Here is a 25,002-nt window from a genome sequence, read left to right as displayed (position 1 = left end):
GAGACCTCGTTCTACCAGGAGACTCGTTTCACCGTGTCCGACTCATCCGCCAATGCCACCGCCGAGTGCGTCGCCGATATCGACGCCTACATGACCGCCATGGGCCAGGCGGCCCGTGTTGCTGCCACCGATATGCGTCGCCTGCCACCCGCGCGCAAGAACCAGGCGCTCAAGGCGATGGCTCAGGCGCTGGACGCGTCTCGTCAAGAGATCCTGTCGGCCAATCGGCAGGATCTGGCGCGCGGTCGCGACAAGGGGCTCGACGAGGCTCTGCTTGATCGCCTTGCCCTGGATGACGGCCGCATCGACGCCATGATCGAGGGCCTGACCCAGGTCGCTGCCTTGCCCGACCCTGTCGGTGAGATCGATGGCCTGAGCACTCGGCCCAGCGGCATCCAGGTCGGCATGATGCGCGTGCCCCTGGGTGTCATCGGTATCATCTACGAATCTCGCCCCAACGTCACCATGGAAGCCGCCAGCCTGTGCCTGAAATCGGGCAATGCCTGCATTCTGCGCGGGGGCTCCGAGGCCAGCGCGTCCAACCAGGCGCTGGCCCGCTGCATTGCCTCTGGGCTGGCCGAAGCCGGACTGCCACAGGGCGCCGTGCAACTGGTGGCGACCACCGACCGTGCCGCCGTGGGTCGCTTGATCAGCATGGACGAATTTGTCGATGTGATCATTCCCCGTGGTGGCAAATCGTTGATCGAGCGTATTTCGCGTGAGGCCAGGGTGCCGGTGATCAAGCATCTGGACGGCATCTGTCACGTCTACGTGGACGCCGCCGCCGACCTGGACAAGGCCCGTGCCATCGCGGTCAACGCCAAGACCCATCGCTACGGCGTGTGCAACGCCATGGAAACGCTGTTGGTGAACGCACAGGTGGCGCAGGCCCTGCTGCCGACCCTGGCCGCTGACTACGCGGAAAAGGGCGTCGAGGTGAGGGGGTGTGCCCGCGCCCGGGCGATCGTCGATCACTGGCTCACGGCGAGTGACGAGGACTGGGCCACCGAGTACCTTGCGCCGGTGCTGTCGGTCAGGGTAGTCGATGACATCGACGAGGCCATGGCGCATATCGAGCGCTACAGCTCGCGTCACACCGAGTCCATCGTCACCGAGAACTACAGCCTGGCACGCCGCTTTCTGGCAGAGGTCGACTCGAGTTCGGTCATGGTCAACGCCTCGACCCGGTTTGCCGATGGCTTCGAATACGGGCTCGGTGCGGAGATCGGCATCTCCACCGACCGACTGCATGCCCGGGGGCCGGTGGGGCTCGAGGGGCTGACCACGCGCAAGTATGTGGTCTTCGGCGATGGCCAGATTCGACAGTGAGTGGCGCCGTTCGCTTTGACGTCGAGGGCCGTCCTGCGCACATCGGCATGCTTGGCGGCACCTTCGATCCCGTCCATCTAGGCCACCTGCGCACCGCGCTTGAGCTTCGCGCTGCGCTGTCGCTCGATGGCGTGCACATGATCCCCGCGGCTCAGCCTCCGTTGCGCGATCGGCCCCAGGTCACCGCCGAAAAACGGCTCGAGCTGTTGCGCCTGGGAATCGGCGATACCCCGGGGCTGGCGGCGGACCCCTGCGAGCTGGAACGGGAGGGCCCGTCGTTCAGCGTGCAGACGCTCGAGTCCCTGCGTGAGCGCTACGGCCACGAGGCGCGCATCGTCATGGCCCTTGGTCACGACGCCTTTCTCAAGCTGGCGAACTGGCACAACCCGGAAAGGATCTTCGCGCTTGCCCATCTGGTGGTGGTCGAACGCCCCGATCACGAAGCGCCCTTGCCCGAAGCGCTTCAGGCGCTGATCGAGGGGCGTGAGGTCGAGCATGGCGATGCCCTGATGGCCAAGCCCCAGGGCCGACTACTGCGCCTGTCGCTGCCGTCGCGGATGGCGATCTCGGCCACCTTCGTCAGGCATAGCCTGATGCAGGGAAAGAGCGTGCGCTACCTGCTGCCGCCGGCAGTGGAAGAGCGCATCCAGGCGCAACACCTGTACCGCGCGGTCTGAGCGCGGCAGCCAAGGCAACACGGTCCGAGAAATTCGATCAGGCGCTGGATTGGCGCTGCCACTCGGCTTCCCAACAGGTACAATGGGAGGTCGATGACTACCCAGTGATGAGGGGCTATGCAGATTGAAGCATTGAAGGCGCTCGTGATCGAGTCGCTTGACGATATCAAGGCCAAGGACGTCGAGGTGCTCGACGTGTCTCGGCTGACCAGCGTGACCGATTGGATGGTGGTGGCGAGCGGGACCTCGACACGACATGTGTCGGCGCTGGCCAACAGCGTCATTACCAACGCCAAGGACAATGGCGTTCAGCCGTTGGGCGTCGAGGGTGAAAACGGGTCGGACTGGGTGCTGGTCGATCTCGGCGGCGTGGTGGTCCACGTGATGATGCCGGACACCCGTGCGCTGTACGACCTGGAGCGACTGTGGTCGGACCTTCCCAGCGATGCACCGGCATCAGAGGAAGAGGCCAAGGCATGAAGGTCCGCCTGTTGGCGGTGGGAACACGCATGCCAGGCTGGGTGATCGACGGTGTCGAAGAGTACCGCAAGCGTCTGCCGCGGGATTTTCGCCTGGAGGTCGAAGAGATCGCCCCGGGCCATCGCGGCAAGAACGCGGATACCGCGCGTGCCGTGGCCCAGGAAGCCGAGCGCATCGAGGCACGCCTCAAGGGTGATGAGCATCTGGTGGCGCTGGAGGTGCTCGGCAAGCCCTGGACCACCGAGCGGCTGGCCGATGAGGCCGATCAGTGGCGTCATGCCGGGCGTGATGTGGTGCTGCTGGTGGGTGGCCCGGATGGCCTGGCCCCGACGCTGTCGGCCCGCGCCCACCAGCGCTGGTCGCTGTCACCCTTGACCCTTCCCCATCCACTGGTGCGGCTGGTGCTGGCCGAGCAGCTCTACCGTGCCTGGACCCTGATGGTGGGACACCCCTACCACCGATGATGGCTCCTGCGTCAGACAAGGATTGCCTCTCGCATGCGTAAGCGTCGCGAAACCCTCAAGAACCCCGAGAACGCGCTGCGCATCTTTCGTGTGCGTGCGACGCTTGCCGGGGTGGTCGTGGTACTGCTGTCCGGCCTGCTGGTGGGACGGTTGTGCTATCTGCAGATCGTCCAGCACGAGGTCTACAGCACCCGATCCGAGAAGAACCGGGTGAGGGTGGAGCCGCTGCCCCCGACCCGCGGGCTGATCTACGACCGCAACGGCCAATTGCTGGCCGAAAATCGTCCCACCTACAACCTGACCCTGGTGCGTGAGCGGGTCGATGATCTCGATGCCACCCTGGAGCTGCTGGTCGAGCTGCTGGATCTGCCGGACGAAGAGGTGGACGCCTTCAAGGTGCGTTCACGCCAGCGTCAGCGTCCCTACCAGCCGGCGCTGTTGATGAGTGATCTGACCGAGTCGCAGATCGCCAGGCTTGCGGTCAATCGCCACCGCTTGCCGGGAGTGGAGGTGCAGGCCCAGCTGCTGCGCTTCTATCCCGACGCCGAGATCATGTCCCATGCGCTTGGCTACGTGGGCAGGATCAACGCCGAAGAACTCGAGAGCCTGGATCCGGGCAACTACGCCGGTACCCACTTTATCGGCAAGACCGGGGTGGAGCGCTTCTACGAGGATCAATTGCACGGTCGTGCGGGACTGAGAAAGGTCGAGACCAACGCCCGTGGGCGGGTGCTGCGTGAGCTGGGGCACACCGACCCCGAGCCGGGGCAGGACCTGACCCTGACCCTGGACATGGACATGCAGCAGCTCGCTGTGGATCTGCTCGATGGTCGGCGCGGCGCCATCGTCGCCATTGCGCCCCAGACCGGCGAAATTCTGGCGATGGCCTCGGTGCCTGGATTCGACACCAACCAGTTTGTCACCGGCATCGACGTCAAGTCCTACCGCGGGCTGCAGAGCGATATCGATCTGCCGCTGTTCGACCGGGCAACCCGGGGCAGCTATCCGGCGGGGTCGACGATCAAGCCGTTCATGGCCATGGCCGGGTTGATCGAAGGGGCCGTTACCCCGGACGAAGTCATCTACGACCCGGGCTACTATCAGCTGCCCAATGACGATCGGCGCTACCGCAACTGGCTGCGCTGGGGGCATGGGCGGGTGAATCTCGAGCGAGCCCTGGCGGTGTCCAACAACACCTATTTCTATTCATTGGCCCACGAGCTCGGCATCGATCGTATCGACGAGAACCTGGGGGCCTTTGGCTTCGGCACCCGGGTCGCCGCCGACGTGGCCGGGCAGGGGGATGGTCTGCTGCCATCCAGAGACTGGAAGAAGGCACGCTTCAATCAGCCCTGGTATCCCGGTGAGACGCTGTCGGTGGGTATCGGCCAGGGGTATCTGCAGATCACGCCGCTGCAGTTGGCGGCCGCGACCGCCGTGCTCGCCAATCGCGGCCACTGGGTGCGCCCGCGGCTTGCCAAGCGCATCGGCGACCAGCCGGTGCCGGTGGATCTGCCCGACACGCCGCCAGATATCGAGGCCCCCGAGAACTACTGGACCCGGGTCTTCAACGGCATGGAAAAGGTGTTGTCCGGGCGCGAGGGCACGGCACGGCGCACCGGGGCAGGCCTTCAGTATCGCATGGCCGGCAAGTCGGGTACCGCCCAGGTGTTCTCGCTGGGGCAGAACCAGAAGTACAACGCCGCTGAACTGCGGGAGCGTCTGCGCGACCATGCGCTGTTCATGGCCTTTGCGCCGGTGGAGGACCCTCAAATCGCCATTTCGGTCATCGTCGAGAACGCCGGTGGCGGGTCGACCCACGCCGCGGGGCTGGCTCGGGCCATGGCCGATGCCTGGATTCTCGACCACAACGCCGGTCGTCCGCGCACCGACGAGACCGCCGCCGAGGAGGAAGACTGATGGCCATCGATTTTGTGCGCTCGTTGCGCGGCCACCCGGTGCGTCCCCCGGCCAGCGGTATCGCCCGACGCACCTCGTTCTGGCAAAGGATGCACGTCGATCCCTGGTTGCTCGGCATGCTGCTGGTGCTGATGTGCAGTGGCCTGGCGGTGCTCTACAGCGCCAGTGGCGAGAACGTTCACGTGGTCACCGCCCAGGCGATTCGCTTCGGCGTGGCCTGGGCGGTCATGCTGGTGCTGGCGCAGTTTTCGCCGGCGACGCTGATGCGCTGGGCGTTGCCGGCCTACCTGGCCGGCCTGGTGATGCTGGTGGCGGTGGAGATCCTCGGTGACGTCGGCATGGGCGCTCAGCGCTGGCTGGTGATTCCCGGCGTGGTGCGCTTTCAGCCCTCCGAGATGATGAAGATCGCCATGCCGATGATGGTGGCGGCCTGGCTCAGTCGCCACGAGCTGCCACCCAATTGGCGCGCGCTGGCCGGTTGCGCGCTGCTGATCGCTCTGCCGGTGGGCCTGATCGCCCGCCAGCCGGACCTTGGCACCTCGCTGCTGGTGGCGGCAGCGGCGGTCTTCGTGATCCTGCTGGCGGGGCTGTCCTGGCGCTTTATCGGTGTCATGGTGGCGCTGGCGGGGGCAGCGCTGCCGCTGTTGTGGATGAACATGCACAACTATCAGCGCCAGCGCGTGCTGACCTTTCTCGATCCCGAAAGCGACCCGCTGGGCGCCGGCTGGAACATTATCCAGTCGACCACCGCCATCGGCAGCGGGGGCGTCTGGGGCAAGGGCTGGCTCGAAGGCACCCAGTCGCAGCTCGAGTTCCTGCCGGAGCGGCACACCGACTTTATCGTGGCCGTGCTGGGCGAGGAATTCGGGCTGGTCGGCATGCTGGCCTTCCTGCTGCTTTACCTGCTGATCGTCGCACGTGGACTGTGGCTGGCGGGCGCCGCCCAGGATACCTTCGGCAGATTGCTGGGAGGCGGCATCATGCTGACCTTCTTTATCTACGTCTTCGTCAATATCGGCATGGTCAGCGGCATTCTGCCGGTGGTCGGCGTACCGCTGCCCCTGGTGAGCTACGGGGGGACGTCCAGCGTGACCTTGATGGCCGGTTTCGGTATTCTCATGGCGGTCAATGCACATCGCCGGTTGCTGCCACGCTAGGCGCTGTCCGAAAAGTCGACGAGCGAAGGTTAGACAAGGCAAAAATCGGTGAGAAAGCGCAGTTTACGGGGTGTAAATGAGCATTTTGATCCGATTTTTAACGCCGTATTACCGAGCGCAGGCACTTTTCAGACAAGCCCTAGGGGCTGGCGACCAGGCTAACGGGAGCCCAGAGAGAGGCGGCGACAGTGGCCACGGTGGGGCCGGCGAGCGAAGCGCTTGCCGGCTTTGCAGGGGCGGCGGCGCCTGCGGGTTCCCCAAGGGAGAAGATCGATGACAGTACCCCTGGTCCAGGGAAGGAAAGGCCTCGGCGCGGCGTTGTGTGGGCTTCTGGCCTCGCTGTCGCTGTCGCTGGCGGCCCAGGCGCAGGATTTCGCCTCGCCGGAGGTCGACGCGATGATGGATCGGCTCGAGCGCCAGGGCGTCTCGCGCCAGTGGCTGGAGCGCGCCATGGCCAGGGCAGAGTTCCAGCCGTCGGTGCTCGAGGCCATGAGCGGTGCCGCCGAGCATCACCTGACCTGGGAGCGCTATCGTGGCATCTTCCTCGGTGAAGAGCGCATCAACGAGGGCGCGGCATTCATCGAGGCCCATCGTGACGCCTTCGATCGCGCTGAAGCGCGTTATGGTGTGCCACCGGAGGTGATCGCCGCGATTATCGGCGTCGAGACCCGCTACGGGCGTATCACCGGTGATCATCGGGTGCTCGATTCGCTGTCCACGCTGGCCTTTCATCATCCCCGGCGCGGTGAGTTCTTCGAGGGGGAGCTCGAGGCCTTTCTCGACATTGCCTACCAGCAGAACGTCGATCCCGGAGCCTTGAAGGGCTCCTACGCCGGTGCCATGGGCTATCCCCAGTTCATTCCCACCAGCTACCAGGCCTACGCGGTCGACTTCAACGACGACGGCCAGCGCAACCTGTGGACCGATCCGGTGGATGCCATCGGCAGTGTGGCCAACTATTTCGCCGAGCACCGCTGGCAGGCGGGTGGCACCCTGTACTGGGAGGCCGAAGGCCCCAGCTCGGTGCCGTCCTCGATTCGCTTCAACCGCACCGATCCGCCCTACGCCCGTGTTGCCGAACTGGAAGCCCAGGGCATCCAGCCGGTGGAGCCGCTGCCGGGGGATGCCAAGGTGGTGCCGCTGGCTTTGGACATGGAAGACGGCAGCACCCACTACCGCCTGGGTGGGGCCAACTTCTACGTGATCACCCGCTATAACCACAGCCACCTCTACGCCATGGCGGTCACGGAACTGTCGGAGGCCATCGCCGAGGTGCGCTCGCTGGGAAAGCCCCAGTGGTGGCATGCCCTGGACACGGAGGTGAGTTCATGACCCTGCGCGCGCCCTTGTTGCCGACCCTGTCGCTGCTGGTGGCCCTGACCGGTTGTGCCGGCGGTGGCGGGACCGCCCCGGAGACCACTCAGCAGGCGGCCGCGACGCCTCAGGATTCGCGGGCGACGGCGGGTGGGCGCTATGCCATGAGCGGCGACGCCTATCCCGAGACGCCGCCGGACGTCAGTCAGGTGCCGGACGCGGTGCCGCGCGACGAGCCACGCTCACGCGCCGGCAACCGCTCGACCTATGAGGTGTGGGGCAAGACCTACCATGTGCTGGATGACCCGAGTGGCTATCAGCGCGAGGGTACCGCTTCCTGGTACGGTCAGAAGTTCCACGGCTACGCGACCTCCAACGGCGAGATCTATGACATGTACAAGATGACGGCGGCGCACAAGTCGCTGCCGTTACCGACCTTCGCCCGGGTGACCAACCTGGACAACGGGCGGTCGGTGATCGTGCGAGTCAACGATCGCGGCCCCTTCCACGACGACCGCGAGATCGATCTGTCCTACGCAGCGGCCGCGCGGCTCGATATTCTCGACCATGGCACGGGCCGGGTGCGGGTCAGCGTGATCGATCCCGATCAGTGGCAGGCCAGTCGCGGCGCAGGTGCGTCGAGCGACTCGGTCAGCGGGGGTGTGCGCGCCGCGCCAGTCAGCGCTGCGGCCAGTACTGGGACCAGAACTACGGCCAGTACCACAGCCAGTACTACAGCCAGTACTACAGCCCGTGCTGCACCCAATGCGGCGCCCAGCGCGCCGTCCGCCGCGTCGCCGGCAGCAGGCCAGAGCGCCCCGCAGGCGCCCGCGGCCGGGACTCCCGGCATCTATATTCAAGTGGCAGCCCTGGGATCGGCGGACAGCGCCCGAGACCTCAAGGCGGATCTGGAGACGCGGTTGAATCAGCAGGTGCGTGTGGCCAGCGCCGCCGGTCTGCACAAGGTGCAGGTCGGGCCGCTGGCGAGCCGCGGGCAGGCGGAGCCGGTCCGCGAACGCTTGCGCCAGGCGGGATTCGCGCAGACCTTTGTCGTCGATGCTCGCTAGGTGTCGACGAAGTGCAGCCGACGCCTCGCTGATCGTCCGGCCGGTCGATGCCGGCGGTTCCAGTGAGGCCGGCTGTTGGAAGCATTGTGCGGTGGCCCTGATCACCGCTTTCCCTGATTGTTGTAACGAGACATTTCACCATGATCGCTAAGTCATCCTTTACTCGCCGCTGGTTGCCCGTGGCCTTTGTATGTGCGGCCCTGGTGGCACCCCTGACGAGTGCTCAGCAGCCCGACTCGCCGACACCGGACGTGCCAGAGCCCCAGGTCATGATCCCGGCACCGCCTCAGCTGGCGGCCAAGTCCTGGATCCTGATCGACGCCAACAGCGGACGAGTCCTGGCCGAGCACAATTCTGACCAGCGCCTGCCGCCGGCCAGCCTGACCAAGCTGATGACGGCGTACCTGGTCGAACGTGAACTTGATCGGGGCAACATCCAGCCCGACGACATGGTGCCGATCAGCGAGAAGGCCTGGCGTACCGGCGGCTCGAAGATGTTTGTCGAGGTCGGTACTCGTGTCTCCGTCGAGGAACTGCTCCACGGTATCGTCATCGTCTCCGGCAATGACGCCAGCGTCGCCATGTCCGAGTATCTGGCCGGCGGCGAGGACCCCTTTGCCGACCTGATGAACCAGCACGCCACCCAGCTGGGCATGGAGAACACCCACTACGAGAACGCTACCGGGCTGCCGTCGGAGAATCACTACTCCTCGGCTCGGGATCTGATGCGTCTGGCCAGGCACATCATTCTGGACTACCCGGAACACTACGCCATCTACAGCCAGAAGCACTTCACCTACAACGGCATCGAACAGGCCAACCGCAACCGTCTGTTGTGGCGCGACCCCAGCGTCGACGGCCTCAAGACCGGCTGGACCGAAGAGGCCGGCTACTGCCTGGTGTCCTCGGGCCAGCGTGATGACATGCGGTTGATCTCGGTGGTGATGGGGACCAGCTCCGAAGAAGCCCGCGCCCAGGAAACCCAGAAGCTTTTGAGCTATGGCTTCCGCTACTACGAGACGCTGAAACTGTATGATCGTGGCGCCGTACTCAATACGCCGCGGGTGTGGGAAGGCAGCACCAACGAGCTCAAGGTGGGCGTCGACAATGGCGTCTACATGACCGTGCCGCGCAACCGCAATGACGAGCTCACCGCGCGCCTGGACATCGACAGTGGCTTGACCGCACCCATCGCCGCCGGCCAGCGGGTCGGCACCATGGAGGTGCGCCTCGGGGACGAGGTGGTCGGCGAGCGTGACCTGGTGGCGCTGGAAGCGGTAGAGCAGGGTGGGCTGTTCAAGCGCATGATCGACAAGGTCCAGCGCTTCTTCAGCGACCTGGTCGGCGGCTGGTTCGACTGATCGTCCCTGTGGTGCGGCCCTGGCGTCAATGCGCGCCCTGTGGTCGCCGTGACGCCGGCCGAGGTGAGCCGCCTCGGCCGGCGTCCTTGGTCGTGATGCCAAGGTTGAGTAGAATACTCGGGTATCCATTGTAAGGGGCATCGGATGAACGACAGGACCTTTCGCGATCTGCGCACCCAGGCAGGGCCGGATCCGGCGGATGTCACCATCACCTTTCCCTGCGACTATCCGATCAAGGTGGTCGGAGATGCTGCCGAGGACTTCGCCGCCACCGTCAGCCAGATCGTGCATCGCCATGATCCTACCTTCGAGGGCAGCAGCCTCGAGGTGGTCGACAGTCGCAACGGGCGCTTCCAGTCGGTGCGGTTGACCATGCGCGCCACCGGTGAAGCCCAGCTCAAGGCGCTGTTCGACGAACTCAAGGCCACAGGCCGCGTGCACATGGTGGTGTGATGGAGGCGATCGACGTCTATCATCTGGGGCTCAAGCCCTATCGGCCAGTGTGGCAGGCGATGCGCGAACTGACCGACACCCGAGATGGCGATACGCCTGACCAGATCTGGGTGGTCCAGCACCCGCCGGTGTTCACCCAGGGCCAGGCAGGCAAGCCCGAGCATCTGTTGATGCCGGGCGAGATCCCGGTGGTGGAGACCGATCGCGGCGGGCAGGTGACCTACCACGGCCCGGGTCAGCTTGTGCTGTACCCGCTGATCGATGTCAAGCGTGCCAGACTGGGGGTCCGAGACCTCGTCAGTGCGCTGGAAGACAGCGTGGTCGATGCCCTGGGCGAGCATGGTATCGAGGCAAGCGCCCGGCCTGACGCGCCTGGCGTGTACGTCGGTGAACGCAAGATTGCCTCGTTGGGGTTGAGGATTCGACGGGGTGCCAGTTTTCATGGCATCGCGGTCAATCTCGAGGTCGATCTCACGCCATTTTCGTTTATCAACCCATGTGGCTACGCTGGACTCGAGATGACCCGGCTGGCCGATCTGGTCTCTTCGAGGCTGGACATGGAAGCCGAAGCGCGTCGGCTATTGCGCACGCTGGCGACGCGACTGGGACAACGCGAACTGATCGAGCGCCCCGGCTTGCCGGGAGTGCTCGACGCCCACAATTTTGACTGATCGCACAGGGCACGCCGAAGGCCGTCACAGCAACGTGTCTCCCGAGCGATCCTCACAGGACAGTGAAATGACAGACAGTTCCGCCATCCAGGCGGCGGCCGCCGCCGCCAAGGCCAAGAAGAACGCCCGCAGCGAAAGGGGAGTGAAGCTTCGCGGCGCCGACAAGGTGGCGCGGATCCCGGTCAAGGTGATCCCCACGGAGGAGATTCCGCGCAAGCCGGACTGGCTCAGGGTACGCATGCCGGTGTCCAAGGAAGTCACCCGTATCAAGGAGACCCTGCGACGTCATGGCCTGCACACCGTCTGCGAGGAAGCCTCATGCCCCAACCTGGGCGAGTGCTTCAACGGCGGTACCGCCACCTTCATGATCATGGGCGATATCTGTACCCGCCGCTGCCCGTTCTGTGATGTGGCTCACGGGCGTCCCAACGCCCTGAACGAGCGCGAGCCGCGCGAACTGGCCGAGGCCATCGCCGAGATGCGCCTGAACTATGTGGTGGTGACCTCCGTCGACCGTGACGATCTGCGTGACGGCGGTGCCCAGCACTTCGTCGACTGCATCCGCGAGATTCGTCGTGATAGCCCGAGCATCGAGATCGAGGTACTGGTGCCGGACTTTCGTGGTCGCATGGAGGTGGCGCTGGACATCCTCGAGACCACGCCGCCCGACGTCTTCAACCACAACCTGGAGACGGTGCCGAGTCTGTATCGCAAGGTGCGGCCGGGGGCCGACTATCAGTGGTCGCTGGACCTGCTCAAGGGCTACAAGGCCCGCCGTCCCGAAGTGATGACCAAGTCTGGCTTGATGCTGGGTGTCGGCGAGACCGACGAGCAGGTCATCGAGGTGATGCGCGACCTGCGTGCCCACGACGTGGATATGCTGACCCTGGGGCAGTACATGCAGCCGTCTCGCAATCACCTGCCGGTGGATCGCTGGGTGCCGCCGTCCACGTTCGACTGGTTCGCCGAGCAGGGGCGCGCCATGGGCTTCACCCACGTGGCTTCCGGCCCGTTGGTGCGCTCGTCCTACCATGCCGATCAGCAGGCACACGGTATCGAAGTGAAGTAGAGCGAAAGCGGTATTTCAGCTACCCACAACGCCCGGCATTGCCGGGCGTTGTGTTTTTGAGCGTACCCGCTCTACAGTGAATCTCCTACACGATGTGCAGCTCCGAAAGGAGGGGGCTTCGCAGTACCTGCATTATTGCGCTATATTGCACTGCAACAAGTGCGCAGACGCAAGGATCGCCTGCTGCGCATCACGCAACCCTGGGAGCCTATATGAATGCGTTGATGCCAAGCGCCACCGCGCCCCTGTTCGCGCTGGCGGAACCCTTTGCTCCACTGTTCGACCCCTTCGGCTTCGGCCGTGCCGCGGCCGACTACTGGCGTGACAGCGTCGAGCGCAGCATCCTCTACTGGGATGTCATGCGCCAGCGCGGCAACGAATACCTCGAACATATCGAGAAGACCCGCCCCACCGTACTTGGCTTCGATACCGACATCGTGATGGAAGGCGAGACCCTGCCTCGCCCCGTCAACTATGAGCTTTTGCGCGTGCACCCGCCCGAGGGTGTAGAGACCGATGAACTGGCACGCCCCTTCGTGGTGGTCGACCCGCGCGCCGGGCATGGCCCGGGTATCGGTGGCTTCAAGCCCGACAGCGAGATCGGTATCGCACTGCGCGCCGGCCATCCCTGCTACTTCATCGCCTTCATGCCCTATCCCGTCCCGGGGCAGCGGGTCGAGGACGTGGTTGAAGCCGAGGTCACCTTCCTGCGCCACGTCGCGGAGCTGCATCCCGATAGCGAAAAACCGATGGTCGTGGGCAACTGTCAGGCGGGCTGGCAGATCATGATGGCGGCAGCGCTCGAGCCCGAGCTGTTCGGACCGATCCTGATCGCCGGTGCACCGCTGTCCTACTGGGCCGGGGAGCGCGGCAAGGCGCCGATGCGCTATACCGGCGGCATGACCGGCGGCAGCTGGGCCACCCATATGCTCTCGGACATGGGCGATGGCCTGTTCGACGGGGCCTGGCTGGTGCAGAACTTCGAACGCCTCAATCCGGCCAACACCTGGTGGGACAAGCAGTACAACCTGTACGCCCATGTCGATACCGAAGCCGATCGCTATCTTCAGTTCGAGCGCTGGTGGGGCGGCCATGTGGTGCTGGGTGGAGAAGAGATCCAGTACATCGTCGACAACCTGTTTGTCGGCAATCGCCTGTCCACGGCCCAGCTTGTGACGTCCGACGGGCGCCGTATCGATCTTCGCAACGTGCGCTCCCCGGTGGTGGTGTTCTGCTCACAAGGTGATGACATCACGCCGCCGCCTCAGGCGCTTGGCTGGGTGCGTGATCTCTACGACGGCGTCGACGACATCATCGCCAACGAGCAGACCATCGTCTACTGCGTCCATGACAAGACCGGCCACCTCGGCATCTTCGTTTCCGGCAGCGTCTCGCGCAAGGAACACGCCGAGTTCACCGCCAACATGGACTACATCGACGTGCTGCCGCCGGGGCTCTACGAGACCACGGTGTCCAAGGCCAGCGAGCGGCCCGACGCCGAATTGATCGAGCGGGACTACCTGCTGGAGTTCTCTACCCGGGACCTCGACGACCTGAATCAGGTGGTCAAGCATAGCCCCGAGGACGAGCTGCGTTTCGCCACGGTGGCCAGGGTCTCGGAGATCAATCTGGGGCTCTATCGTCAGTTCCTGCAACCCTGGATTCGTGCCGTGTCGACACCCGAGTCGGCTCGCTGGATGCGCAAGATGCACCCCAATCGCATGGGCTATCGCCTGCTGTCCGATCGTAATCCGATGATGTCGTCGTTGCCGGTGATGGCGGAGTCGGTGCGCAAGCATCGTCATGAACTCGGTGATGACAACATCTTCCGAGTGTATGAGGACATCGGGTCGAGCCTGATCTCGCGGAGTCTGGATGCCTGGCGGGTACTGCGCGATCGCGCCCTCGAGAAGGCCTTCCTTGACCTCTATGGTCAGCCGCTGTTGCAGTCGCTGGTGGGGCTGAAAGGCGCCGTGGAGGGTGAGCGTCAGGTGCCTGGCTCCGAGCCGGAGCGTCGTCGCTTTATCCAGCGTCGCCAGCAGGAGGTGCGCGAGCAGGTGGCGCAAGGCGGCGCCCACGAGGCCGTGATGCGCTCGGTGATCTTCGTGCTGGGTGGTGCTCCTGCTACCGATGGCCGCAATTTCCGCCGCCTGCAGGCGTCACGCAGCGAGCTTGAGCCGGAGCTGCGGCTGGAAGACTTCAAGCATCTGATGCGCGATCAGTTCTTTATCCTGAAGCAGGATCGTGAGGCTGCGCTGGAGGCCATTCCCGAGCTGCTCAAGGGGCTCGATGCCAAGACGATCGACGGCCATATCGAGCATATCGAGCATGTACTGGCGGCCAGCGGTGAGCTCAGCGAGCACGCCGCCGCTCGTTTCGAGCGTATCAAGGCGCTGTTTGGCAAGGCCCGTCCGGCAACGCGTCGTACGGCCCGCCGCAGTGGTGGGGCCAGTGGTAACAGCAGCGCCAAGACGTCGCCGGCTAGCGGCACGTCAGCCAAGCGCGGCACTCGTCAATCTGCAAGCGAAGCTTCCCGCGTCGAAGGGCAGGCCCAGGCCGCGCCCAAGGCCGACGCCGAGCCTGCTGATGCGCCTACGGCAAAGGCCCAGGCGAGGACCGAGGCGAAGCCGGCTGCCGAAGCGAAGCCTGAAACTAAACCTGAGGCGAAGCCCGAGCCCAAGCCTGCGGTTGACGCTAAAACCGAGGCCAAGCCCGAGACCAAGCCCGAGTCCAAGCCGGCGGCTGAAACTAAACCTGAGGCCAAGCCCGAGACCAAGTCCGAGGCCAAACCGGCGGCTGACGCTAAAACTGAGGCCAAACCTGAGGCCAAGCCTGAGGTCGAGACCAAGCCTGTGGCTGAGGCCGAGCCCAAGGCTGCCCAGGCCGCCACGCCAGCCTCTCGCGAGGGAGGCAATGACGCCGAGAAGGCGCCTGCAGCGACCCGTCGGCGCAGCACTGGATCGCCCCGAGGGCAGCGGCGCAAGCGCTAGTCAAGCGCCTGACCGCCTTCGATGATCGAGTGTGAGACATCGACCATTCCGCTTGCCCCTGCTTCGTGCAGGGGCAAGTCGGTTCTGAGGGGCGGCTTGTCGGCCGTCGAGGTAAGGGCTAGTCTCTTGGCGATGTCAGGTGGACGCCAGGGCGTCAGTCGTGGGGAAACGGCTGGGCATGCGTCTAGCCTGCCTGGGGCTCGAACCGATGTGACTGGCGCGACGTTCGGCGCTGGGTTAGGGTAAGCGCATTTTTCCCGTCCACCATCGGCGGGAGTGGCACATACTGGCGTTCGCCAAGGAGCGCGGCGCCCTGACTACTGTGGAGTACTATGGGCAAGTCTCTGGTCATCGTCGAGTCGCCCGCCAAGGCGAAGACGATCAACAAGTACCTCGGCAACGAGTTCATCGTGAAGTCGAGCGTGGGTCACATCCGTGATCTTCCGACCAGCGGCTCTGGCAAGGCGGCTTCCGATCCCAAGGAGCGGGCTCGCCAGGCGGCCGCGACGCGCAAGATGTCGGCTGAGGAAAAGGCGGTCTACAAGCAGCAGAAGGCGCATAGCCAGCTGATACGACGCATGGGTATCGACCCTGACCATGGCTGGCAGGCCAACTACGAGATCCTGCCGGGCAAGGAAAAGGTCGTGGCCGAGCTCAAGAAGCTGGCGGAGAAAGCCGACACCGTCTATCTCGCGACCGATCTGGACCGCGAAGGGGAAGCCATCGCCTGGCACCTTCGCGAGACCATCGGTGGGGACGAGCAACGCTATCGCCGGGTGGTGTTCAACGAGATCACCAAGAATGCCATCCAGGAAGCCTTCACCGACCCCGGTCAGCTGAACATGCCCAGGGTCGAGGCCCAGCAGGCTCGCCGCTTCCTCGATCGTGTGGTGGGCTTCATGCTGTCGCCGCTGCTGTGGGCCAAGGTAGCCCGCGGGCTCTCGGCCGGTCGTGTCCAGTCGGTGGCCATGCGCCTGATCAGCGAGCGCGAAAGCGAGATTCGCGCCTTCGTGCCCGAGGAATTCTGGGACGTTCATGCCGACCTGGTGACGCCGGACGGCGAGGCCATCCGCTTCGAGCTGGTACGTCAGGATGGCAAGACGTTCAGGCCCACCAGCGAGAGCGAGACCCTCGAGCGCATCGCTGCGCTGCGCAAGGCCAGTCTTGCGATCACCTCGCGGGAAGACAAGCCGACCCGGTCCAAGCCCAACGCCCCCTTCATCACCTCGACGCTGCAGCAGGCCGCCAGTGGCCGGCTGGGGTTCTCGGTGAAGAAGACCATGACCCTGGCCCAGCGGCTCTACGAGGCGGGCTACATCACCTATATGCGTACCGACTCGACCAACCTGTCCCGCGAGGCAGTGGAGAGCGTGCGTGACTATATCGGTGAGGAGTTCGGCGATCGCTACCTGCCCGAAGCCCCTAACCGCTATTCCAGCAAGGAAGGCGCCCAGGAGGCTCACGAAGCCATCCGGCCGTCCGAGGTGTCCCGTCGCTCGACCGACCTGGCGGGCATGGAGCGGGATGCCGAGCGCTTGTACGAACTGATCTGGCGGCAGTTTGTCGCCTGCCAGATGACCCCGGCGGAATACCTGTCGTCGACCCTGAGCGTGGTGGTGGACGGCTACGAGCTCAAGGCCAAGGGCCGGGTGCTCAAGTTCGATGGCTACACCCGAGTGATGACCCCCATGGGGCGCAAGGAAGAGGATCAGGCGCTGCCGGATCTGGGCGAGGGCACCCCGATGCACCTCGACGCGCTGGACCCCAGGCAGCACTTCACCAAGCCGCCGGCCCGTTACACCGAAGCCAGCCTGGTCAAGGAGCTGGAGAAGCGCGGCATCGGTCGCCCCTCGACCTACGCCGCCATCATCTCCACCATCCAGGATCGTGGTTACGTCAAGCTCGAGAACCGACGGTTCTACGCCGAGAAGCTGGGCGACATCGTCACCGAGCGACTCAAGGAGTCGTTCCCCGACCTGATGGACTACTCCTTCACCGCGCGCATGGAGGATAGCCTCGACGAGATCGCCGAGGGCGAGCGTAGCTGGCGTGAGCTGCTTGACGCCTTCTATCAGGAGTTTCGCGGGGAGCTGGCCAAGGCCGAGAGCGACGAGGGGATGCGGCCAAATCAGCCGGTACCCACCGATATCGACTGCCCCACCTGCGGGCGCAAGATGCAGATTCGTACCGCCTCGACTGGTGTCTTCCTCGGCTGCAGCGGCTACAACCTGCCGCCCAAGGAGCGCTGCAAGACCACCATCGACCTGCTGCCGGGTGAAGAAGCTGTCGCCGCCGATGCCGGCGAAGAAGCCGAGACCGATGCCCTGCGCGCCAAGGAACGCTGTCCGGTGTGTTCCACCGCCATGGACAGCTACCTGATCGATGAAGGGCGCAAGCTGCATATCTGCGGTAACAGCCCCGACTGTGACGGCTACAAGATCGAACAGGGCAAGTTCCGCATCAAGGGCTACGACGGCCCGGTCATCGAGTGTGACAAGTGCGGCTCCGAGATGCAGCTCAAGTCCGGGCGCTTCGGCAAGTACTTCGGCTGCACCAGTGGCAGCTGCAAGAATACCCGCAAGCTGTTGCGCAACGGTGAAGTAGCTCCGCCCAAGATGGATCCGATTCCCATGCCGGAACTGGCCTGCCAGAAGGTGGAAGACCACTACGTGCTGCGCGATGGCGCCAGCGGGCTGTTCCTGGCCGCCAGCAAGTTCCCGAAGAACCGGGAGACCCGTCCGCCTCTGGTCAAGGAACTGAAGCCCCACGCCGCCGAGCTGCCGGAGAAGTACCACTACCTGCTCGATGCGCCGGACCAGGATCCGGATGGGCGCCCGGCTCAGATTCGTTTCTCGCGCAAGCTCAAGGAGCAGTTCGTGATGACCGACGGCGACAATGGCAAGGCCAGTGGCTGGAAGGCGAGCTGGGACGGTAACAAGTGGGTGGTGGAGGACAAGCGCAAGTGACACCGCGGGCCCGCACCAATCAGTTGTTGTATCAGGCGCAGTTGCTGCTGGACGTGGCGCCGGGTGATGACGAGCACCAGGGCGCCAGAAAGAGGGCCAGCGAGGAGGGCGCCCTGGCGTTGTTCGAGCTGGCGATCGACGCCCTGCTGCGCGACGTCTGCGAGCACGCTCATCTGGCGGAACATGACTGGCGAAGCCTGTTGCTGGGTGATGACCCACCCGCCGTGGCCGAGGTTCATCGGCTACGTGAGCTGGCCCGCGACGGCAGCAGTTGGCTATACCGTGTCATCGGTCATCTCGAGGCGCTGCATGGCGATGAAGGTGCGAGTCGACCTCGCTCGCCGGCATTGTCCGGGGTAATTGCCGTGGACCGGCAGGCGGATCTGGGGCAGGAATTGCAGCATTGCCTCGAGGCGGCCAAGGTCGAGATCGCCGCCTTACGCCAGACCAGTGAGGAATGGTAAAGGCAGAGTGTCGTCGGCCGGCGACGCTTCTGTGCGCCGTCATTTGATAGCTGCGACAGAGCTCGTTTGCCTGCCGTGAAATCGGCCAGGTTCCGCGTGAAGTTCCGCAGAATCGGGATTACACTGCGTCACAGATGTTTTCGTTTATTCACAGTGAGTTTATCCATGTTCGCCCAGAGTCAACGTCGCCGTTTCATCCAAATGATACTTGGTGCCATGCTGCTACTCCCTCTGGGTGTCAGTGCCAGCATGGACATGGTGGAGGACCAGCTTCGCCGTGCCATTGTCCCGGACTCCTCCAGCGAGATCTGGGTCCTGATCGATAACCAGGAGTCTCGCCTGACGGTGTATCGCGGGGGGGTGGAGCTGGCTCGATACTCACCGATTTCGGTCGGTAGAGGGGGCGCCAAGTCCCAGCGGGTCATGGGCGACAAGACCACGCCAAGAGGCGAGTTCCACGTTAATCGCTTCAACTTCGACAGCAAGTTCGACATCTTCATCGGCCTGGACTATCCGACGCCCACCCACGCCAGGATGGCGCTGGAGACGGGGCTGTACAGTCAGCAGGATTACGACGACTATTTCGACTACTATCGCCGGCATCGTAGCCCGCCCCAGCAGACGATCCTGGGCGGTTATATCGGCATACACGGAGTCGGCGATGGAGACATGGACATCCATCGCAACTTTGACTGGACCAACGGATGTGTCGCCGTGACCAATCATGAAATTCGGGAACTTTCCGGCTTGATTGATGTTGGCACTCGCGTCGTCATCCGCTAGTCTTTAGGGGCGCAAGGGACGTTCAAGACTATGGACAAGCGCCGTTGTGTATTATAAAACAGCGTTTGACTCCTGTGCTTAGCAGCACAAGTCGCTGCAAGAAAGGCCTGCCTTTGCAGGAAGCCTGATGGATACATACCCTGATCGGGTATGTTACTGTCACCAACGCAGTACCAAGGAAGACTCAAGGAGAACACCATGACTCTGAAGACTACCCTGAAGCTGACCGCCGCCGCCGCTTCTCTGGCCGTTCTGGCTGGCTGTGCTTCTTCCAGCGCTCTGGAAGAAGTCCGCATGACCGCTGAGTCCGCTCAGGCCGACGCTGCAGAAGCTCGCAGCATCGCCACTCAGGCTCAGAACACTGCCAACCAGGCACAGCGTGACGCTCAAGCGGCCCTGCAGCTGTCTCAGCAGAACCGCGAAGAGATGAACCGCATGTTCGAGCGCTCCATGCGCAAGTAATCGTTTCGCATCCCGTTCGCGGGATTGACCGACAGGACGTCAGGGTTTCATCGAAATCAGGTCGTCCAGGTCATGAAACGATAGGCTGAGGCCCCACCGAAAGGTGGGGCCTCAGTCGTTTGTGGCGTGTGATCATTGCATGACGATTGATGGTGGGCGGGAGCTGCCAGCCAATCGTCTGACCGCTGCCTGTTCCTTCATCTGACGGCTGCCTGTCTGGCTGCCTGTCCTGTCGCTTGTCTCCTGACGGCTGCCTCTCCTCTGCCTGACGGCTGCCTGTCCTGTCGCTTGTCTCCTGACGGCTGCCTCTCCTCTGCCTGACGGCTGCCTGTCCTGTCGCTTGTCTCCTGACGGCTGACTCTCCTCTGCCTGACGGCTGCCTGTCCTGTCGCTTGCCGCCTGACGGCTGCCTCTCCTCTGCCTGACGGCTGACTGCTGCGGATGCATCGCTTGAGCTGGATCATGGTGTCGCCACCATGCCGGCGAGGCCCCCGCTGGAAATGTTGGCGCCAAAAAAAGGCGCCCCTGTCGGGGCGCCGTGCACGTCACGTGCTTGATGTGGTGCCTGTGGTCGCCGGTTCAGCCTTCGTGGCTGACCTGTCCCAGCAGGGCAGGCTCGTCGGCGATCAACTCGATATGGTCATAGAGGCTGCCAGGCAGCGGCTTGGGTTCTGCCGGGGTGGTGGTCTGCATGGCGACCGGAAGGCCGCTGGGCGTCTCCATGGCGCTACGCAGGCGCGCAAAGTCGACATCGTAGTCCTTGTCCTTGACGGCGGCCTCGACCTCCTCGATAGCGGCGGTCATGTCCTCGATCGGCGCGCCTTCTTCTTCGTCGAGGTAGGGGTAGGCCTGGACATAGAGGTGCTCGTCGGACCAGCCGAGCTTCAGCGGTTCGTTGACCAGTCGGACACGGGTGCCCACCGCGACTTGATCGAACAGATTCTCGACATCGTCGGGCAGCATGCGGATGCAGCCGTGGGTGACGCGCATGCCGACGCCCTCGGGCTTGTTGGTGCCGTGGATCAGGTAGCCGGGGATGCCCAGGCGCATCTTGCGCGTGCCCATGGGGTTGTCGGGTCCGGGCGGCACCACGCCGGGCAAGGGGTCGCCGGCCTCGGCGTGTTCGCGGCGAATGGAGGCAGGAGGATACCAGGACGGATTCTTGACCATCTGGGTGATGGTGGTGGAGCCCAGCGGCGTCTTCCAGTCCATGCGGCCCACGGCGATCGGGTAGGTCTGCACCGTACGCGGCTCGCCTTCCTTGGCCGGCGGGTAGTAGTAGAGGCGCATCTCGGCCACGTTGACCACGATGCCGTTGCGCGGTGCATCGGGCAGGATGAACTGGGCCGGGATGGTCACTTCGGTACCCTCGCCGGGATACCAGATGCTGATGTCGGGGTTGGCGCGGGTGATGGCGTTGAAGCCGATGCCGTGCTCGTGTCCGATATCGATGAGGGTGTCTTCCTCGTCGGCTTCGACGGTGTAGACCTCACCGATCAGGTCGCCTTCTTCGGGCAGCAGGTAGTGGCCCCGGGGCAGGTCGTCGGCCGCCGCCAGAGGTGCCGCCAGCGCGCCCACAACGCCACACAGGGTGGCGAGGCGGACGAGTGGCCGGCGAAGTGAAGTCGAAGTCATTGCAGCAGTCTCGATAATGGGTGAAAGCCGGGGATCACCCGGCCGGAATTTGCGGTGTCCTATGTACATAGATTGCCCGCTAATGCGGCGTTGCGCCAGTCCCTTGCAAGGGATGGCTCAGGCCGCCTGAGTCTTTCGATTGAGTTGGTCCAGCAGCGCCTCGACGGCCTCGAAGCGGGTCTCCTCGACGGCCATATCGGCCTGGAAGCGCAGGGTGTCGGCGCCCTCCAGTCGATAGCGTTCCGGCGCCCCCTGGATCAGCCCCACCAGCGTCAGTGGATCCACCGCGGTCTGGCCGCCGAACAGGACGCGCCCGCGCTCGGCGCCCGCTTCCAGGCGCACGATACCGAGCCTTTCGGCACGCTGCCTGAGGCGGGTCTGGCGCAGCAGCGTCTTGACCGGGGCGGGCAGCAGCCCGAAGCGATCGATCATCTCCACGCGCAGTTCCTTGAGCTCGGCCTCGTTGTCGGCGTTGGCGATGCGCTTGTACATCACCAGACGCTGCTGGACATCGGGGAGATAGTCGTCGGGAATCAGCGCCGGCAGGTTGAGGCTGATCTCGACGCCTTCCTGCAGCGGCGCCTCGATATTCGGAGTGCGGCCTTCACGGATGGCCTTCACCGCCCGGTCGAGCATCTCCATATAGAGGCTGTAGCCCACCGCTTCCATCTGGCCGCTCTGTTCGTCGCCCAGCAGTTCGCCGGCGCCGCGGATTTCCATGTCGTGGCTGGCCAGGGTGAAACCAGCGCCCAGGTCCTCGGCCTGGCCGATCGCCTCGAGGCGCTTGACCGCATCTCGGGTGATCGAGCGAGGCGGCGGCGCCAGCAGGTAGGCGTAGGCCTGGTGGTGGCTGCGGCCTACCCGGCCGCGCAGCTGGTGGAGCTGGGCCAGTCCGAACTTGTCGGCACGCTCGATGATGATGGTGTTGGCGCTGGGCACGTCGATGCCGGTCTCGATGATGGTCGAGCACACCAGCACGTTGAAGCGCTTGTGATAGAAGTCGGACATCACCCGTTCCAGCGAGCGCTCGGGCAGCTGCCCATGGGCCACCGCGACGCGGGCGTCGGGCACCAGTTCGCGGACCTTCTCGGCGGCGCTCTCGATGGTCTTGACCTCGTTGTGCAGGTAGTAGACCTGGCCGCCACGCAGGATCTCGCGCAGGATCGCCTCCTTTATCACGGCTTCTTCGCGCTGCTGGACGAAGGTCTTCACCGACAGGCGTCTGGCCGGTGGGGTGGCGATGATCGACAGGTCGCGGATACCGCTCATGGCCATGTTGAGCGTGCGCGGGATCGGTGTGGCGGTCATGGTCAGTACGTCGACCTCGGCACGCAGGGTCTTGAGTCTTTCCTTCTGGGACACGCCGAAGCGATGCTCTTCATCGATGATGACCAGCCCCAGCTCGGGGAAGTCGAGTTTCCGAGACAACAGCTTGTGGGTGCCGATGACGATATCGACCTTGCCTTCGCGAACGCGCTTGAGGGTGTCTGTCTGGCTACCGCTGCTGGTGAAGCGGGACAACAGCTCGATATCCACTGCGGTATCGGCGAAGCGGTCGCGGAAGTTCTCGAAATGCTGGCGGGCGAGCAGGGTGGTCGGCACCAGCACCACCACCTGGCGCCCGGACTGTACCGCAAGAAAGGCGGCACGCATGGCGACCTCGGTCTTGCCGAAGCCGACGTCGCCGCAGACGACACGGTCCATCGGGCGCGGTGCGGTCATGTCCTGGATCACCGCCTGGATGGTGACCCGCTGATCCGGCGTCTCCTCGAACGGGAAGTTGGCGACGAAGCGAGCGTACTCTTCATCCGGGGCGGCACAGGCGAAGCCTTCCCGGGCCTCGCGGCGGGCATAGATGTCGAGCAGCTCGGCGGCGGTATCGCGGATCTTCTCGGCGGCCTTGCGCTTGGCCTTTTCCCACTGTTCCGAGCCCAGTCGATGCAGCGGTGCCAGTTCATCGTCGGCACCGGCGTAGCGGGAAATAAGGTGCAGGCTGTCCACCGGCACGTAGAGCTTGGCGCCGTCGGCGTACTCGAGGCTGACGAATTCGGCCGCCTGGCCGCCGGCTTCCAGCGTTTCCAGCCCGCGGTAGCGGCCGACGCCGTGGGACTGGTGGACCACCGGGGCGCCGACCTTGAGTTCGGAAAGATGGCGTACGGCGAGTTCGTTGTCGTCGGTGGCCTTGGCCTGGCGGCGGGTCTGGCGCACGATCTCGCCGAACAGTTCCGTCTCGGTGATCACACTGACCGCGGGGGAGCCGAGCGACAGACCGCTGGAGAGCTGCCCCTCGGCGATGGCCAGGCGAGAGCTGCCGGCGAGGAAGTCGGAAAATCCGTCCGCGGCGTCCAGTGCACCGGTAGCGGGGGCCAGGGTCTCCTCCAGCGCTTCCCGACGCCCACGGGACTCGGCCACGAACAGCACCCGGCGCTCTGCGTGCTCGTTCAGAAAGCCTCTGAGCGCCGCCAGCGGATCCTTTGCCCTGGCATTGATCGCCACCTGGGGGGCGTCGCTGGCATCCGAGGGATGGGCGTGGGGATGCTCGCTGTCTGCCGTCAGCTCGACCCTGGGGTGGGTCTTGATCAGCCCGAACAGTTCCGCTTCCGGGATGAAGGCACGGTGGGGCGGCAGCAGGGGGCGGGTCGGATCGACGCCGAGATTTTCGTAGCGGCTGGTGATCGCCTGCCAGTGGTGCTCGGCGGCTTCGCGGCAGCCGGACATCAGGGCGACGCGGGTATCCGCGGGAAGATGGTCGAACAGTGAAGCGGTGGCCTCGAAGAACAACGGCAGATACTGCTCGAGTCCGGGTGAGGGGATGCCCTTCAGCGCATCGACATAAAGCGGGCACTGGCGTGGGTCGACGTCGAACAGGGTCTCGAAGCCTTCACGAAAGCAGGCGATGGCCGAGCGTGACAGCGAATACTCGTGCGCCGGCAGCAGGTCGATCCGCTCGACCTTGTCGAGGCTGCGCTGGGTGTCGGGGTCGAAGCTCCTGAGGGTGTCGATCTCGTCGTCGAACAGGTCGATGCGAAGCGGATGGTCGCTGCCCATGGGAAAGAGATCGATCAGGGCGCCACGCAGGGCGTATTCACCCGGCTCGAAGACGGTCTCCACCGCCCGGTAGCCCGCCCGTGACAGCTGTTCGCGGAAGGTCTCCCGTTGCAGGGTGGCGCCGACCTCCAGGGTCAGCACCCGTCCGGCGATATAGTCCACGGGCGGCAGACGCTGCATCAGGGTATTGATCGGTACCAGCACGATGCCGTGCACACCATCCTGCAGATGCCGGAGGGTGCGCAGCCGCGACGAGACGATGTCCTGATGGGGCGAAAAGCTGTCGTAGGGCAGCGTCTCCCAGTCGGGGAAGGGCAGTACCGGCACGTCGGCATAGAAGGCCAGTTCGTTCTCGAGCCTCAGTGCCTCGGCGGTATCCTGGGTAATCACCAGCAGTGGCGCGTCGGCAGCCAGGCGCGAAAGCGCCAGGGCGCTGGCGCTGCCGGCGGGCGTGGTGAGGTACAGGGTGTCACGGGCGCCCTGGGGATGCGGCGGATCGAGCGGCGAAAAGGTAGGCATAGAGGATGTCGTTTCGCTGGCGTTCAGAGGTCGAGCAGGCATCATACCAGCCCGATCTCGCTCATGTAGTCAAACCGCGATTTGTGTAACGGGCCTACAGGAGGTGCGACCATACAGTCATTGCCCCTTTCAAGGGGGGGGCTGATAATACGCTCGTTTCCCCATCAGACTTA

19 protein-coding genes are annotated in these 25,002 nt (G+C 64.5%); 17 read left to right on the top strand and 2 right to left on the bottom strand.

Annotation, left to right across the window (positions count from 1 at the left end):
- Positions 1–90 precede the first annotated feature (90 nt).
- The 17 genes from EBB56_RS07645 to EBB56_RS07565 all read left to right on the top strand — a co-directional run bounded on the left by EBB56_RS07645 (position 91) and on the right by EBB56_RS07565 (position 19,627).
- On the top strand, positions 91–1,329 hold the full coding sequence (locus tag EBB56_RS07645; RefSeq protein WP_083970559.1) for a glutamate-5-semialdehyde dehydrogenase: 1,239 nt from the start codon (positions 91–93) through the stop codon (positions 1,327–1,329).
- Positions 1,330–1,376: 47 nt separating this feature from the next.
- Positions 1,377–2,006, top strand: coding sequence for a nicotinate-nucleotide adenylyltransferase (nadD, locus tag EBB56_RS07640; protein ID WP_124804213.1), 630 nt, complete (start codon positions 1,377–1,379; stop codon positions 2,004–2,006).
- A 117-nt stretch (positions 2,007–2,123) separates the two neighbouring features.
- Complete coding sequence (gene rsfS, locus EBB56_RS07635; RefSeq protein ID WP_108132840.1) at positions 2,124–2,486, top strand: ribosome silencing factor; 363 nt, start codon at positions 2,124–2,126, stop codon at positions 2,484–2,486.
- The gene (rlmH, locus tag EBB56_RS07630; protein WP_124803698.1) at positions 2,483–2,950 is read left to right on the top strand and encodes a 23S rRNA (pseudouridine(1915)-N(3))-methyltransferase RlmH; all 468 of its coding nucleotides are present in this window, start codon (positions 2,483–2,485) and stop codon (positions 2,948–2,950) included. The genes rsfS and rlmH overlap by 4 nt, the downstream gene beginning before the upstream one ends.
- Positions 2,951–2,983: 33 nt before the next feature.
- Positions 2,984–4,870 (top strand): penicillin-binding protein 2, encoded by a 1,887-nt coding sequence (mrdA, locus tag EBB56_RS07625; protein WP_108448861.1) that lies wholly within the window; start codon positions 2,984–2,986, stop codon positions 4,868–4,870.
- Positions 4,870–6,027 carry a rod shape-determining protein RodA gene (gene rodA, locus EBB56_RS07620; RefSeq protein WP_108132837.1) on the top strand — a complete coding sequence of 386 codons (1,158 nt, stop codon included), beginning with the start codon at positions 4,870–4,872 and terminating at the stop codon, positions 6,025–6,027. Before mrdA ends, rodA begins: the two co-directional genes overlap by 1 nt.
- A gap of 273 nt (positions 6,028–6,300) precedes the next feature.
- Positions 6,301–7,359 (top strand): lytic murein transglycosylase B, encoded by a 1,059-nt coding sequence (gene mltB, locus EBB56_RS07615; RefSeq protein WP_124803696.1) that lies wholly within the window; start codon positions 6,301–6,303, stop codon positions 7,357–7,359.
- On the top strand, positions 7,356–8,408 hold the full coding sequence (locus EBB56_RS07610) for a septal ring lytic transglycosylase RlpA family protein (RefSeq protein ID WP_124803694.1): 1,053 nt from the start codon (positions 7,356–7,358) through the stop codon (positions 8,406–8,408). The genes mltB and EBB56_RS07610 overlap by 4 nt, the downstream gene beginning before the upstream one ends.
- Positions 8,409–8,548: 140 nt before the next feature.
- Positions 8,549–9,769 carry a D-alanyl-D-alanine carboxypeptidase family protein gene (locus EBB56_RS07605; protein WP_083970391.1) on the top strand — a complete coding sequence of 407 codons (1,221 nt, stop codon included), beginning with the start codon at positions 8,549–8,551 and terminating at the stop codon, positions 9,767–9,769.
- A gap of 144 nt (positions 9,770–9,913) precedes the next feature.
- Positions 9,914–10,222 carry a YbeD family protein gene (locus EBB56_RS07600; protein WP_045992676.1) on the top strand — a complete coding sequence of 103 codons (309 nt, stop codon included), beginning with the start codon at positions 9,914–9,916 and terminating at the stop codon, positions 10,220–10,222.
- Positions 10,222–10,893, top strand: a complete 672-nt coding sequence (gene lipB, locus EBB56_RS07595) for a lipoyl(octanoyl) transferase LipB (protein ID WP_045992675.1) — start codon at positions 10,222–10,224, stop codon at positions 10,891–10,893. Before EBB56_RS07600 ends, lipB begins: the two co-directional genes overlap by 1 nt.
- 67 nt (positions 10,894–10,960) lie before the next feature.
- Positions 10,961–11,962 carry a lipoyl synthase gene (lipA, locus tag EBB56_RS07590; protein WP_045992674.1) on the top strand — a complete coding sequence of 334 codons (1,002 nt, stop codon included), beginning with the start codon at positions 10,961–10,963 and terminating at the stop codon, positions 11,960–11,962.
- Between the two features lie 212 nt (positions 11,963–12,174).
- Positions 12,175–14,952 (top strand): DUF3141 domain-containing protein, encoded by a 2,778-nt coding sequence (locus EBB56_RS07585; RefSeq protein ID WP_124803692.1) that lies wholly within the window; start codon positions 12,175–12,177, stop codon positions 14,950–14,952.
- Between the two features lie 332 nt (positions 14,953–15,284).
- Positions 15,285–17,918, top strand: coding sequence for a type I DNA topoisomerase (gene topA, locus EBB56_RS07580; RefSeq protein WP_124803690.1), 2,634 nt, complete (start codon positions 15,285–15,287; stop codon positions 17,916–17,918).
- The gene (locus EBB56_RS07575) at positions 17,915–18,382 is read left to right on the top strand and encodes a DUF6586 family protein (RefSeq protein WP_045992672.1); all 468 of its coding nucleotides are present in this window, start codon (positions 17,915–17,917) and stop codon (positions 18,380–18,382) included. The genes topA and EBB56_RS07575 overlap by 4 nt, the downstream gene beginning before the upstream one ends.
- Before the next feature lie 216 nt (positions 18,383–18,598).
- Positions 18,599–19,165: a murein L,D-transpeptidase family protein gene (locus EBB56_RS07570; RefSeq protein ID WP_231498647.1), complete on the top strand. Its 567-nt coding sequence runs from the start codon at positions 18,599–18,601 to the stop codon at positions 19,163–19,165.
- A 198-nt stretch (positions 19,166–19,363) separates the two neighbouring features.
- The gene (locus EBB56_RS07565) at positions 19,364–19,627 is read left to right on the top strand and encodes an Lpp/OprI family alanine-zipper lipoprotein (protein WP_045992670.1); all 264 of its coding nucleotides are present in this window, start codon (positions 19,364–19,366) and stop codon (positions 19,625–19,627) included.
- A gap of 579 nt (positions 19,628–20,206) precedes the next feature.
- Here EBB56_RS07565 and EBB56_RS07560 read toward each other — a convergent pair.
- Both EBB56_RS07560 and mfd read right to left on the bottom strand, forming a co-directional pair.
- On the bottom strand, positions 20,207–21,262 hold the full coding sequence (locus tag EBB56_RS07560; protein ID WP_108132833.1) for a L,D-transpeptidase family protein: 1,056 nt from the start codon (positions 21,260–21,262) through the stop codon (positions 20,207–20,209).
- Positions 21,263–21,379: 117 nt separating this feature from the next.
- A complete protein-coding gene (gene mfd, locus EBB56_RS07555) occupies positions 21,380–24,829 on the bottom strand; it encodes a transcription-repair coupling factor (RefSeq protein WP_124803688.1) in 3,450 nt (1,149 codons plus the stop codon).
- Between the last annotated feature and the right edge of the window lie 173 nt (positions 24,830–25,002).

This window comes from Halomonas sp. YLB-10, assembly GCF_003856855.1.
Classification (GTDB): domain Bacteria; phylum Pseudomonadota; class Gammaproteobacteria; order Pseudomonadales; family Halomonadaceae; genus Halomonas; species Halomonas litopenaei.
The sequence above is the reverse complement of the archived record's forward strand: the minus strand, read 5'-3'. Positions and strand labels throughout refer to the sequence as shown.